Below are 13,780 nucleotides of genomic sequence, written 5' to 3'. Positions count from 1 at the left end.
TGTTTTTGTCATTTATTAATCACGCAAAAAATTACATTTTGCAAGTACAATTCTCAATACAATCCATGAGATGAGTAATCTCTTTAATTTTCAAAGAATAAAACATAAACTGACCTTCTCTGGTTGACTTTAAAACTCCTTTGAGTTTCATATTTATTAAATGATGCGAAATCAGTGATTGCTCTCCGCCCAACAAATCACATATTTCATTAACAGACAGGCTTTCCCGCTCAGTTAAAAGCTCAACGATCGCCAACCTGATAGGATGTGCAACGGTCTTCAAAACCAAAGCCGCTTTTTCCAGTTTTTCGAGGTCTAATTTATACGCAACTTCCAAAATAAACGTGAGTTTTAAATTTTTGATTCAAAGAAATGTATATATTTTCATATTTCAATATTATTTTGCAAATTTTAAAGAAATTCTAATCTCTTACAAAGCTGAAAATATTGAAACTAAAACATTTTAACAACTTAAAATTAAACAAAATTGTATCAATTAACAATGAGAAAACTACTAAAATAAATTAATTGCAAAGATTGGAAATAAGGAATTTTATTTTTGTAACAAATGTCATCTTTTCAATTTCAACAAGCTTTTTAAACAAATTGCTTAAATATTTGGCTTATAAATTATTTTGTACAATACAAAGAGACCTTTAAAGGAATCCAAAAAAATACATCAGTATTAAAATTTACTATACTAGTACGTAATTAAAGAATGTTTTTCCTCCTCCTTCCCCACCAAACCATAAAACCCGTTACGGGTAAACTGGCGGCAACAAGCGATAATAAAAATGCCAGAACTTTGCCTGAAAAGCCTAAAATGCCGCCGGTATGGATATCATATGTCATCCTGATGAGTTTATCGGCGGTGTTGGCGTCTTTAAGTCTGCCATAAACATGATTTACCTTAATTTCTTTGAGTGTATATTGATCAAAATAACGATAGTCGATACTCCAATACATATCTTGCCGGGTATTGACATTGGCTCCGATAGCCGACGAATCTGACTCAATCGCATGAACTTCCAGTGAAATTGCTTCCGGGTGTTCTGTTTTCATTTTTTCCCAAACCAAATCCGTAACAGGTCTCTTAAAACCAATACTTTTGATTTTTTGCGAAACCGGCTCTGTAAAAAGAAGTTCTTTTTCGCCGCCAGTACCCTTGTATATAAGATACGTAAACCACTGAATACCAAAGAAAATGCCTGTAATTGAAATGATAAGCAATAAAATTGAGCTATAAAACCCAGAATATTGTGAAGGTCGTAATTTTTTCGCTTCCATTGAGTAGTATTTTTCCATCTAAACCAACACCTTTGTTTGGCTGCCGCCTTGTTTTTGGGCCACCAAAGTACAAGGCCGGTGAAAATCATAAACACAAAAATCAAAGTTGCATAAGAAGTAATTGGCTGCCCGATTTTGGGTGGGAGCCACAAATAATAATGCCCGTCCAGCACCCAATGAAAGAAGGTTTCCTCCATATTTTGCACATGAATAACCTCCGCCGTATAAGGATTATGATAAATAATAAAATAGTGTTCAGGATTCAATCCATAGAAAATTGCCTCAACGCTTCGTCCTTTTCCGGGGTAATTGATAGCGTGTAGATGAGCATCCGGCAGTTGTTTACGAGCTATTTTTTCAAATGTTGAAGGAGGCAACATTTCCCTGTTTTCCACTTTTGAAAACCTGAATGGCTGTAAGGCGTCCTGTATTTCTTTTTGAAAAGCATACAAGCAACCGGTAATACTTACAACAAACACCACCAGCCCGGTGCTAAGACCCAGCCAGAGGTGTATTTTTCCTATGATTTTCTTGAAAGTCAATATTTTATTGTTTTAATTTAGTAAAATTCTTTTTGAGATGGAAAAAATCACAATTGAAGTTAATGACGATATAGCCAGCAAGTGGCTTAAAACGCCTGTTCGACTCAGAAAAAGACTTGAAAATCAATTTATTGCAGGAATAAATAACTCTGAAAAATTCAATGATGATTTTTGGAATTTTCTCGAAAGTGAAAGAAAAAAAGCTGACCAAAAAGGCTTTAATAATGAAATTCTGAATGAAATCATAAATGAAAGTTAAGTCTTTTATTTTCGACACTAATGCCTTGGTTAGTGCTTTTCTTTCACCAAATTCCACCAATACTACCGCACTTAAACTGGCCGAGGATATCGGAGAGGTAATATTTTCGAAAGAGACTTTCAAAGAATTTTGTAATGTTTTGCTTATAGAAAAATTTGAAAAATATTTTTCACGGGAAATCAGGCTAAAAATAATTGAACGGGTATTTTTAAGATATCCACAAAAAGAACCAAATATTATAATTACAGAATGTCGTGATCCAAAAGACAATATGTTTTTGAGTCTTGCGGTTTCTGAAAGTGTTGATGCTGTCATAACCGGTGATTCTGATCTTTTAATACTTAATCCTATTCGTGAAATCCCAATCTTAAATGCCAAAGCGTTTTTAGAAATTTATCAAAACTTATAATTGATACTTAACCTGAAGTTTCTATATGCTTCAGTTTGGTAATAATAAAATTTACTCCAGGAATAATAAGCTCCTGAAAACACATCGGCATTAAACAGGTTATTGACATTCAAAGCCACCCCAAATTTTCCTAACTGATAAGAAGTTGCTGCATCAAATCGGGTATAGGCGGGCATACTCGGGTCAATACTCTTGTCGTATTCAGCGTACCATGCCGAGCGGCCTGCCGCATGCGATGCACCCAACGAAAATCCAAGCCCACGTGCCTTTCCTTCTGGAATACGATAATTTAGCCAGGCATTGGCAATATGTTTGTCAGTGCCGGGAATCTGGCGATTAACTTGCTGATTATCGGTGTCTTTGATCACTTTCCCGTCTGAATACGCATAATTCATGGTTACATCAAGACCATTAAAAAGCTGCCCTCTTATATCGAATTCGATACCAGAGGTTTTGGTTTGCCCCAATTGTATTGAGAAAAACTGATGGTTTGGGTCTGCGGTCAAAACATTATTTTTGGTAATCTGATATGCAGCAACTGTGGCTGTCCATCTACCATCCAACCACTCCTTTTTCAGCCCAAGCTCTTTATTGTCACCGGTAATAGGGTCAAAGCTTTTTCCATCAAAGCTTGCTCCAGCCTGAGGAATAAAAGACTGATCGATAACACCATATACGCTGGTATTTTTATCAATAGAATAACTAAGACCGATTCTCGGCGTAAACTTTCCGGCATCCACAGCACCTGACCACGGATCAGCATCGCCTGTGGTGGTGTATCGGCCGGCCAGAGTTAACCTTAGTTTTTCTTTTAGGAGTCTGATTTCATCCTGAGCATATAAGGCAGTATAAACATTGGTATAATGAACTCCCCTTTCTTTTACACTTAGGCTTCTGTTAAAAACCGGATATGCTGTACCGGCAACCTGACCATAAACCGGATTGGAAACTATAAAAGGCGAGCTACCCACAATTGCTCCTGCCTGATTCCAGTCATGAAAAAAATCTTTGTCTCCCATGTCAATTCCTGCCAAAATTCTGTGTTTGAGTTTTCCGGTATTAAAATCCCCGTTTACAAAAAATTGCCCAACTCTGATCTGACCCAGAATATCCCAAACAGACGTGGCTCTTTTAAGAGTATCACCGCTGATAGCACTTGGCCAAAGGCTGCTTCCGACCTGATTAAATTGTAAATAGGCCAATTGACCGGTGAATTTCCAGTTGTCATTAATGGCATGAGAAAGTGTGGCAATAAAAGAATGATCGTTGATTTTGGTTGGTGCCATATTTGACTCCAAAGTTGAAAACTGAACCGGAAGTGTACCCAATCCATCAGAAGTATAGGCATAAGCTGAGCCCAAAGGCGACATGTTTACATACTGATAATTATACTCGGTAGTAAGCGAAGTACGGGGATTAATTTGGAATTTTAGAACCGGAGCAATAGAGATTCGGTTGTTATATTCAAATTTTCGGTGGGTACCTTTGGTTTGCCCCATCAGATTGAGCCTGTATTGAATTTTTCCATCTTTACTCAATAAACCATCAAAATCGAGGGTATTACGATATGTTCCAAACGACCCAATGGTCATTCCTACTTCTGATTTCGTAATTCCGGTAGGTTTTTTGGTCACTACGTTGTAAAATCCGCTGGGCTCTCCGCTTGCCAGCATAAATCCGGCAGGACCTTTCACAAATTCAATTCGCTCAACCATACTCATATCTTCGGTCAATGGGCCCCAGGTTTCGGTCACATTCATGCCGTTTCTAAAAGCCGCCACTCTTGAGCCCCGCATCACAATTCTGGCGTAGTTTTCCCAGTGTTCAGACCGTGTTGCTCCGCTAACATTTCTGATTACACCTTCCTGCATGTCAAATATTTGCTGGTCTTGCAACACCTGCCGATTGATAACCTGTATGTTTTGAGGAATTTCAAGCAAGGGGGTTTTTAATCTCAGTGAAACCGAAGGATAATCCGTTACATATTTGCTGGGGTTTGCGGTCACCATCACTTCCTGCAATTGATTAGCGTCTTCTTCCAGCTCAAAATCAAGCACCATTGTCTGATTTTCCTTGATTTCAATTTTCTTACTTTGGGTTTTCAGACCCACAAAACTGGCTATAACCGTGTAGTTTCCTGATTTTATATTTTGAATTGCATAATTTCCTTGCTCATCTGCCGAGGCACCTTTGCTTGTACCTTTCAAAATAATATTTACAAAAGAGGCCACTTTATGATCTGAAGTACTGACTTTCCCTTTTAAAATGGCATTTTGAGCCAAAACTGCATTTGAAAGCAAAAATAAAATTAATATTTTTTTCATTTTATTTAGACTAATTATAAATATATATACAAAAAAGAAGGGGAATACTTTTGATTCACTTATTGTTTTTAAAATTTAATACCGGCTGAAACATAAAATGTGCGGCCATCTGCCGGCAAAATTCCGGGACCAGGATAGCCACCGGCACGACGGGTAAAATACCTTTCATCTGTCAGATTATTTATTCCGCCTTTTATGTTGTAATGTTTTGCAAATTTCAGACTTGCAGATAAATCCTGAACCGTATATGCAGGAATAACACCAGTAGTTGCGGCTGCATTGGCTACTTCAGTATTTGTGGCATCGGAATATGCTTTTCCAATATCACTAAGTTGCCAGGTTACAGAAAAACCTTTTTTATGGTAAGTTGCACCGAAACGATTTATTTTCCCGGGAGCATTTTCCACTTTTTTTCCTGACAAATTACTCTCAACAATCTGTCCGTTAAGCACAGAAGTGGTCATAAAGTCCTTGTAAGTAGCATCAATATAAGCAATAGAAGCAAAAAGACTTATGTAACCCAATTTTGATTTCTTAAAAAATGCTGTGATTGGGTCAAATTCTATATATCCTTCAAAACCCTTACTAACTGAGCGACCCAAATTTGTCCGAAATTGGTATCGTTGGTTAGCTGAATTAGTTTGGGTGATGGTACCGATACGATTATTGTAATTAACGAAGAAATAATCCACGTCAAAATTTAGATAATTTCCTGCTTTTCCTCTGTATCCAAAATCAAAATTATAACCCCTTGCATCCTGAAGATTTTCATCAATAATATCAGTAGTAGCAGGTGGGGTCAGATCAGAAATCATAACGGGTCTGTAAGCCTGTGAAATATTGGAATAGAACTCCGTTTGAGAAGTCAAGTGGTATTCAACACCACCTCCAAATAACAAAAATGTGCGGTTACGATCAATAGGAGAAAGATTGTTTGGCTGCCCATTTGTCATGCTAAAACGCCCCTTCATGGTTGAGCTTATGTTTTCAACTCTTGCTCCGGCGGTAATTAAAAACTTATTGGAAAACCTGAAAATGTTTTCGAAAAATGCTGCTTTGTTGATATTGTTAAAATCTAAATCACGGGGAAAATCGCCTTCAATTTCGAAGTTCATATCTTTTCCTGTACTACCTTTTCCCTGCTGCTGGCGATCAATATTTCCGTTATAATACCGCAACCCACTTGCAAGGGAATTGTTTTTCCCAAAAAAATTATAATCAGTAATAAATCTAAGTTCTGAGCCAATATTATTATAAAAATCCCTGTCAACTTGGCGATTAGAAGTTAAATTGTCAACCGTAGTAATAGCTGAGACCATTCCTACACTACTTCTTTCTGCAATTACACCGAAGGATTTCCAGCTCAATTTTGTTTTGTCACTAAAAATATACTCAGCCGAAATCGAAGGAACCAGCCATGGCGTACTGAACCAGTTTCGGCTTCGCACACTCTGACGGGCATTCTGGGAAAACTGTGCATCTGTCAGACCACCCGCCTGCTGACTTTTGTAGGTCATGTAGGTAATTTCAGCCCCAATTTTTAACTTATTTGTGACTGCAAAACTCACTTCTCCATGGGCATGGTCAGTGTTAAAATAATTATTTTCTCGCCATCCATCTCCAAAACGCTTCTGATAGTAAGCAGTGTAGCTAAGGCGACCTTCGGTTCCACCTATATAATTAAATGTACTGAACAGTCCATTGCTTCCGACTGTGTTTTGAGATTCCAATGTAATTCGGGTAGAAATATCAGGTTTACGAAGTACGAAATTCATAAGTCCCCCAAATTGCGGACCATATTGCAAAGAAGACGCTCCACGCACTATTTCAATTCTATCAACTACCTCCATTGGTGGAGTATAATACGCCTCAGGATATCCCATAGGGTCAGGGGTGATGTCAAAGCCATTCATCCTGACGTTAAATTCCCATGATCGGTTGGGACTTAAGCCACGTGAGGCCACGCCCAATTGAATACCTGATCCATCGTTTTCCCAAACCGAAATACCCGGTGTACGACTAAAAATCTGCCGGCTATTATTCATCGCCAGATTGGCATTAATATTTTCAAGCTTGATTACCTCATTTTTTTTGGTAGCATTGATAGAATAACCTTCTATTTCGGCCAAATGCTCATTTCCTCTTACTCCCCTGCTCGCTACGATTTGAACATCTTTTAATGTATATGTGTCATTTTCAAGTACAAAATCAAGAGTTTTAAGCTCTGCTTCCTTAATTGAAAGTGACAATTCTTTAGTTTTAAGGCCAACAAGTGAAACCACAATGGTATATTCTCCTGCGTTTAATCCCTTAATTACATATTCACCATCGGTATTGGTCTGAACTCCCCTTACAGTTCCTTTTAGCTTAACATTAGCCCCTATAAGAAGCTCGCCTGTTTTATCAGTCACCTTACCAACCAATGCAGCTTTCTGTCCATAAACTGTAATGCTAAATAGGAATAATATTGAAATAGTAAAAATCCTTGAAATCATTCGAAAATCTTAATTTAGGTTTAGACTTATTATAAATAAAGCCCAAAATTAAGCTCTCTTTAGAATCATTCCAAATAATAATAACTTTTATTTAGAATTATTTTAAATAAAAAAACTTTTCAATGCTTTTTAAATTTACAGATTCTCTGCAATAAATACTTTAATGTATTTTGAATGAATATTTTAAGAGCAGTTTTTCTTATTTATTAGTACCATAAAAAATATTAGTTCAAAAAATGTTTCTATTTAACTTGGATACCATTGAGAAAAAAAGGCAGGCTAATTCTCAAGAGATAAAATATAGAAATCCTGAATTTTTGGCCTTTGATCAACCTGAATGATTTTCAATCCCAAAAATAAGTAGGCTCTCCCAAATTTTACTTTTGCAGGTTTGTCGGAATGTTTAATGTCTGATAATCAGTTTTTTAATATATTTTCTGATAAAAATCAGTTAATTATTCTACAAAAAATGATAATGAATATTTGTATTTTTGAAACACTCACCTACCTTTGAGCCAAGTTTGTGGTGCATACGGATAGCTCATTTATCTGCTTGCTTAATAGGGAATCCCGTTGAAATCGGGAACTGTCCCCGCAACTGTAAGTTTCATTTGTTTGTTTTCAATCTGCTTTACCACTGTCATCAAAAATATGGCGGGAAGGTGTGAAAACAAGAAACGAGTCAGGAGACCTACCATAAACAATTTTATGCTGATTTCTTACGGAGGATGAGACCGGCGGACATTTTCAATTTTTTTTTATTGATGGATAGGCGTGAATTTTTTGCACGCATTGTAATGCTGACAGGGGTATTTTTTGCTACCTTAAGCTATACTTTTGCCCAAAAAGAACAGACTTTATGTGAAGTTACGATCACGGCCATAAGACCCGAAAGGTTTATGACGGGTCAGAAAGTACGTACTGTGGATTCAGCACAATTTGCTCAAAACCAATTCACCAATCTTTCCAATTTCCTGCAATTTCAATCACCAATTGCCTTTAAAAGCTATGGAGCAGGTCAGTTAGCAACTATTTCTTTTAGAGGTACCTCTCCAAGTCACACCGCAGTAATTTGGAATGGGGTCAATGTAAACTCTCCATCTGTGGGTCTTTCCGATTTTTCCACCTTACCTATGACCGGATTTGATGAAATGAGCATTCAGTATGGCTCTGCTGCCAGTTGCGTAGGTACCGATGCCGTGGGCGGGAGTATTTTGCTCCGATCTGTACCAAAATTTAATCAAAAAGGTATTCAGGCCATAACCGGAGTGAGTGCTGAAAGCTCAGAAAACTTTGCTGCACAAACAGGACTGAGATTTTTTAAGGAAAATCCAAATTGGAAATTTTCAGGTAAAACCCTGTTTTATGGTTCAAACAATAAGAACAATTTCGGGACAGGGCCCATCAGTGACCGAAGAGGCCGGCAGTATCAGGTTGAACCAACCACTACCCATCAAATAGGTTTTGTTCAGGATTTTTTTGCGATGAAAAATAACGGAAACATGTTGAGCCTAAATCTCTGGCTTTCTGACAATAATGTGACCATTCAACCGGGAAATATCCCCTTGAGAGAAATTACCGATAGCAGATCTGACAAAGTGGTTTTGGCTTATAATCTGGGAAAAACGCTTTTTCGAGCGGCCTATATCAGCGATGTGATGGACTATGGAAAGGCAGAAAATCAAAATCCCAGCCACACTGACATTGACAGGTACATTTTCAGAACAGAACACGATTTTTCCTGGATAAAAAGCTGTGACAGAGGCACCAATCTAAAAATTGGAGGAGAATTTGTGCATTATGCAGCAAAAGTAGATGGCTATGGCGGAAATCAAATTTCTGAAAACCGGGCTGATTTTTATGCCTTGCTCCGTTATCAGTATAGTCAGCGGTTAACGACCTCCTTAAACATGCGGCAGGCTTTGGTACAAGGCTTTAATCCACCATTTACCCCTTCTCTCGGTATCGACTACAGGATTTTTGATGGAAAAACTGACCGGATTAACCTCAGTGGCAATCTGGCATACAGCTACCGGGTGCCCACTTTAAACGAAAGATATTGGGTCAATCTGGGCAACCCCGATTTGAAACCTGAGGTGGGTTTTAACAAAGAAATCGGATTGATCTGGAAAAGAAGGACTTCTGAAATCTTCCATCAGCAATATGGAGTTTCTGTTTTTCATAACCTGATTGACAACTGGACATACTGGAATCCTGGCAAAAACTATAGGGTCGAAAACCTGCAACAGGTACTCGCAAAAGGGATTGAAATTGAAACCAGTACAAAACTGATTTTGCAAAAAACTGAAATAAATTGCCAATTCCAATATGCCCTCACACACTCTTCTCAACAAAAAGCTTATGGTCCATATACAGAAGATATTCTGGGTAAACAATTGATTTACGTGCCCAGGCATAGCATGAGCAATACGCTTTCGCTCACAAAAAGTGCTTGGTCTGTTACTGCCCAGCAGATGTTTAATTCCAGTCGTTTCATCACATTTGACCACAGTGGTAAGCCATTCCCGCCTTATTACCTGTTGAATGGTTGGATTTCTTATAAATTAAAAATCAGACAAAATAGTATTCATACACAGTTGCAAGGCAATAACCTGAGTAACACTTTGTATCCCAATATGAAAAAAAATGCGATGCCGATGAGATCGGTTTCGCTTAATGTCATTTTCATTTTTAATCAGAAAAAATAACTAAATATATGAAAATCAATACCTTACTATTTTCTTTGCTTTCAGTGAGCATTTTAATTTCATGTGAAAAAACTGATCCTGAAACACCACAACCTTATGACAGCGGAGTGATTGTGATTAACGCCGGAAATTTTACCGACAACAATGGCACCCTGAGTCATTTACAAAGAACCGGACAATCTGTTATGACAGATATTTTCCAAAAAGAAAACCTGAGAGCTTTAACGGGAGGAATTAGTGGTTATACCGAAGTAAACGATAAAGGAATAATATTGGTGGATAATTCTACGGCTGGAAAAGATTTGTTGGAAATTGTAAATGCTCATACTTTAAAAAGTTTAGCCACTATTCCTTCCACTGAGATTGAAAACCCAAGAAATGTGCTCAAGGTTTCAGAAACTAAAGCCTATATCAGTGCGTGGGATGCCACAGGTGATTATTCTAATTTTTTCAAAAATCCTGGATATGTAGCGGTTTTGGATTTAGTTACTAATAAAATTACAAAAAAAATAGCGGTAGAAAATGGAGCCGAATCCATGCAGATCGTAGGAAATGAAGTATTTGTTGGGAATAGCGGATCAGTAAAAAATACCATTTCGGTTATCGATGTAAACACTGATGCTGTGAAACAGATCATTCCTGTTGGCCTTAACCCTGAAATCATCGGTGCTGATGCCGGTGGACAACTTTGGGTTTTTGCAGGGAATGAACTTCAAAAAATCAACACCAGCAGTAAATCTGTAGATGGTAAAATTAAAATTACGTCTTCCAATTCGGCAAAATCACCGGGTTCATTTGTGATGAGTGCCGATAAAAATACCATTTATTTTACTCATTCCTTTTATGATGCTGCCGATGGCTGGAAACAAAAAGGAGAAACGTATGCATTTAAAACTTCTGCCACTGCTGTCGAAGCAAAGACACCGTTTATTAACCGGCTTTTTGGTGGTGGCATGGCCGTTGACCCACAAACCGGCAATATTTACGCAGGTTTGGTGCCATCTTTTAAACAAGCCGGCTATGTATTTCGCTTTAAATCCGACGGCTCTCTCATCGATTCAGTAAAGGCAGAGATAGCACCCGGTAAGTTTTTCTTCAAAAAATAAAAATATAACATCCGGGAATGTCAAAAATGGCATTTTCGGATTTTTTAAAAAATAAAAGGAATGGAAAAACATGCGGCAGAAACATGCCCTTTATGTGGCGAGTCTTTTGTTTGTAAGGTAAACAGTATTCAAAAGTGCGACTGCATGAAAGTCAATCTCAACGAGGAGACGCTTTTATTCATAAAAAACACTTTAAATACTCAAATAGGAGGTTATGAGTGTATTTGTATTAATTGCTTAAAAATACTAAAAAAACAATACGAAGATTCAGTTTTACCTCTTTGAGGCAATTTCAGAAATCCCATTTCCTTTTTTTTTAAAAACTAAAAAATACAACTCTTAATAGCTTCATGGTCAATGTGACAAAAGTCATTAAATTTTGTCTTTTTACCTTATAGCTTTATGTTTTAAAAACAAATAAGTAATGATTAAAAGTTTTATTCCTCTGGTTTCTTACGGTAACGGAATTTTCATGTTGGCAGTTTTTGGCCTGGTATGTATTGGTCTTGTAGCCGCTGTATTGATATTTATGTTTGGAGGCAAGAAAAAGGAAAGCTGAGAAAAGCCTGAAATTTTCCATTTTAACCCATTTACGAGCGGAAATTTCCACCCGAAGGGTTTATTTTGTTTTTTAAATAAATTTTCATCATTGCACTTATTTCAAGGTATAGCAATTGTAGTTGATATAGTTTTTTAGAATAAATTTAAAAAATAAGTCAATTCAAAATCATAAAATTTCTTAATTCTCTGCCATCCACCCCTCCAAATTATCCATTTGTCATTTTACAACCTCCAGAGGTATTGTATCATCTTTCTGTTTAAATATATTTACTTTCAGGAATCAAAGACGTATTATCCTTTTACCCGGTTATTTCAAAGAAATTTTAAATTCCTGGTTTCTTAAGAAATGATAAATCGTATCTGATATCCCGGAGCTATTTACTTTTTTAACACTAATCTTAAAAACTATTTACCTTGAGAAGAAGAGATTTTCTACAATTATCAGGGATGGGATTGGGAGCCGCTATGTTGCCCAATATCCCGGTCTTTGGCCGAAATGTAAGCCAGGAAGCCCTGCTCAATGGAGGAGTGGATATAGCAGTAAAAAAACGACTCGCTGACGCCGCCCTCAATGCCGCCAAAGCCAAAGGTGCCTCTTACACCGACGTGCGAATTGGCCGATACCTCAACCAGTATGTGGTAACCCGTGAAGACAAAGTGCAGAACATCGTCAACACCGAGTCGTATGGCGTAGGGGTACGAGTAATCGCCGACGGTTGCTGGGGCTTTGCTGCCGTGGTGGATGCCAAATCTGAGACCGACACTGCAAAAGCAGCCGAAGAAGCCGTAGCCATTGCGAAAGCCAATGCAAAACTACTTAAAAACCCGGTGGTGCTAGCTCCTCAAAAAGGTTACGGCGAAGTAAGTTGGAAAGCCCCGATTAGCAGGAATGCCTTTGAAGTGCCGATTCAGGAAAAAGTGGATTTATTGCTGGGGGTTAATGACGCTGCCATGAAAAACGGAGCCAATTATGTAAACTCCTTCTTGTTTATGGTCAACGAGCAGAAATATTTCGCAAGTTCCGACGGATCGTATATCGACCAGGACGTTCACCGAATCTGGCCGGTATTTAATGTTACTTGTATCGACCCAAAAAGCGGAAAGTTTGAGACACGTCAGTCGCTGAGTGCCCCTATGGGTATGGGATATGAGTATTTGAGCATCGATCCTTCGGATAAAATTACCGGTATCACCACCCGATACAACAAAGGTTATGATATGCTCGAAGACGTGATTGCAGCATCACATCAAACCAAAGAAAAGCTTTCAGCCAAGTCAGTAGAGGCCGGAAAATACGACCTCGTGTTGGATCCTTCTCACCTTTGGCTCACGATTCATGAGTCAGTGGGGCATCCATTAGAGCTTGACCGTGTGTTGGGTTATGAAGCCAATTTTGCAGGTACTTCTTTTGCAACATTAGATAAATGGCAGTCGAAAAATTTCCAGTATGGTTCTAAAGAAGTGACGCTTTTCGCTGATAAACTTCAGGAAGGTTCACTCGGAGCTGTAGGCTGGGACGACGAAGGTGTGAAAACCAAACGTTGGGATCTGGTAAAAGACGGAACACTGGTCAACTATCAGGCCATCAGAGATCAGGTGCATATTTTGGGAGAAACCGAGTCGCATGGTTGCTGCTATGCCGATAACTGGACCAACGTGCAGTTTCAACGTATGCCAAATGTATCATTGGCACCCGGCATGTCTCCCTTAAGTGTGGATGAAATGATTAAAAACGTTGAAAAAGGCATTTACATCATAGGTGATGGTTCGTTTTCGATTGATCAGCAACGATATAATTTTCAGTTTGGCGGTCAGCTTTTCTATGAAATTAAAGAGGGAAAAATAGCCGGAATGCTGAAAGATGTGGCATATCAGTCTAATACACAGGAGTTTTGGAACAGCTGTAGTAAAATCTGTGATGAAAAGGATTTTCGTCTGGGAGGCTCATTTTTCGATGGAAAAGGTCAGCCCCAACAGGTAAGTGCGGTGTCGCATGGAAGTAGTACTGCCAGGTTTAACGGGGTAAATGTGATTAATACAGCAAGGAAGATTTAAAAAGAGTTGGAAAGGTGGTATTTAGAAACTTGGT

9 protein-coding genes, 1 pseudogene and 1 riboswitch are annotated in these 13,780 nt (G+C 38.1%); of the genes and pseudogenes, 6 read left to right on the top strand and 4 right to left on the bottom strand.

Translation table 11 applies throughout. The features are described from left to right. Positions 1–31: 31 nt before the first annotated feature. Positions 32–304: a winged helix-turn-helix transcriptional regulator gene (locus IPP61_09495; GenBank protein MBL0325398.1), complete on the bottom strand. Its 273-nt coding sequence runs from the start codon at positions 302–304 to the stop codon at positions 32–34. Between the two features lie 407 nt (positions 305–711). Then, a pseudogene (locus IPP61_09490) lies at positions 712–1,829 on the bottom strand (PepSY domain-containing protein). A gap of 37 nt (positions 1,830–1,866) precedes the next feature. Here IPP61_09490 and IPP61_09485 point away from each other — a divergent pair. Both IPP61_09485 and IPP61_09480 read left to right on the top strand, forming a co-directional pair. Continuing rightward, a complete protein-coding gene (locus tag IPP61_09485; protein MBL0325397.1) occupies positions 1,867–2,088 on the top strand; it encodes a hypothetical protein in 222 nt (73 codons plus the stop codon). After that, on the top strand, positions 2,078–2,497 hold the full coding sequence (locus IPP61_09480; GenBank protein MBL0325396.1) for a putative toxin-antitoxin system toxin component, PIN family: 420 nt from the start codon (positions 2,078–2,080) through the stop codon (positions 2,495–2,497). Before IPP61_09485 ends, IPP61_09480 begins: the two co-directional genes overlap by 11 nt. Here IPP61_09480 and IPP61_09475 read toward each other — a convergent pair. Together IPP61_09475 and IPP61_09470 are read right to left on the bottom strand one after the other, a co-directional pair. Next, positions 2,485–4,821, bottom strand: a complete 2,337-nt coding sequence (locus IPP61_09475) for a TonB-dependent receptor (GenBank protein MBL0325395.1) — start codon at positions 4,819–4,821, stop codon at positions 2,485–2,487. The genes IPP61_09480 and IPP61_09475 overlap by 13 nt on opposite strands. 68 nt (positions 4,822–4,889) lie before the next feature. Next, positions 4,890–7,316: a TonB-dependent receptor gene (locus IPP61_09470; GenBank protein MBL0325394.1), complete on the bottom strand. Its 2,427-nt coding sequence runs from the start codon at positions 7,314–7,316 to the stop codon at positions 4,890–4,892. Between the two features lie 507 nt (positions 7,317–7,823). Beyond that, positions 7,824–8,030: riboswitch (cobalamin riboswitch) on the top strand. 50 nt (positions 8,031–8,080) lie between these two features. Between IPP61_09470 and IPP61_09465 the strand changes: the two genes are divergently transcribed. From IPP61_09465 to IPP61_09450, 4 genes are all read left to right on the top strand, one after another. Beyond that, positions 8,081–10,024 (top strand): TonB-dependent receptor, encoded by a 1,944-nt coding sequence (locus tag IPP61_09465; GenBank protein ID MBL0325393.1) that lies wholly within the window; start codon positions 8,081–8,083, stop codon positions 10,022–10,024. A gap of 8 nt (positions 10,025–10,032) precedes the next feature. Beyond that, a complete protein-coding gene (locus IPP61_09460; protein MBL0325392.1) occupies positions 10,033–11,130 on the top strand; it encodes a DUF5074 domain-containing protein in 1,098 nt (365 codons plus the stop codon). Between the two features lie 60 nt (positions 11,131–11,190). Continuing rightward, on the top strand, positions 11,191–11,415 hold the full coding sequence (locus tag IPP61_09455) for a cysteine-rich CWC family protein (protein MBL0325391.1): 225 nt from the start codon (positions 11,191–11,193) through the stop codon (positions 11,413–11,415). A 690-nt stretch (positions 11,416–12,105) separates the two neighbouring features. Further along, positions 12,106–13,746, top strand: coding sequence for a TldD/PmbA family protein (locus IPP61_09450; protein MBL0325390.1), 1,641 nt, complete (start codon positions 12,106–12,108; stop codon positions 13,744–13,746). Positions 13,747–13,780 lie beyond the last annotated feature (34 nt).

This window comes from Cytophagaceae bacterium (genome assembly GCA_016722655.1).
Classification (GTDB): Bacteria; Bacteroidota; Bacteroidia; order Cytophagales; family Spirosomataceae; genus Leadbetterella.
The sequence above is the reverse complement of the archived record's forward strand: the minus strand, read 5'-3'. Positions and strand labels throughout refer to the sequence as shown.

Excerpts from the sequence above, each read along its gene's own strand:
- IPP61_09475 (MBL0325395.1), bottom strand. The coding sequence starts at position 4,821 with ATGAAAAAAATATTAATTTTATTTTTGCTTTCAAATGCAGTTTTGGCT.
- IPP61_09480 (MBL0325396.1), top strand. The coding sequence starts at position 2,078 with ATGAAAGTTAAGTCTTTTATTTTCGACACTAATGCCTTGGTTAGTGCT.
- IPP61_09455 (MBL0325391.1), top strand. The coding sequence starts at position 11,191 with ATGGAAAAACATGCGGCAGAAACATGCCCTTTATGTGGCGAGTCTTTT.
- IPP61_09485 (MBL0325397.1), top strand. The coding sequence starts at position 1,867 with ATGGAAAAAATCACAATTGAAGTTAATGACGATATAGCCAGCAAGTGG.
- IPP61_09460 (MBL0325392.1), top strand. The coding sequence starts at position 10,033 with ATGAAAATCAATACCTTACTATTTTCTTTGCTTTCAGTGAGCATTTTA.
- IPP61_09470 (MBL0325394.1), bottom strand. The coding sequence starts at position 7,316 with ATGATTTCAAGGATTTTTACTATTTCAATATTATTCCTATTTAGCATT.
- IPP61_09465 (MBL0325393.1), top strand. The coding sequence starts at position 8,081 with ATGGATAGGCGTGAATTTTTTGCACGCATTGTAATGCTGACAGGGGTA.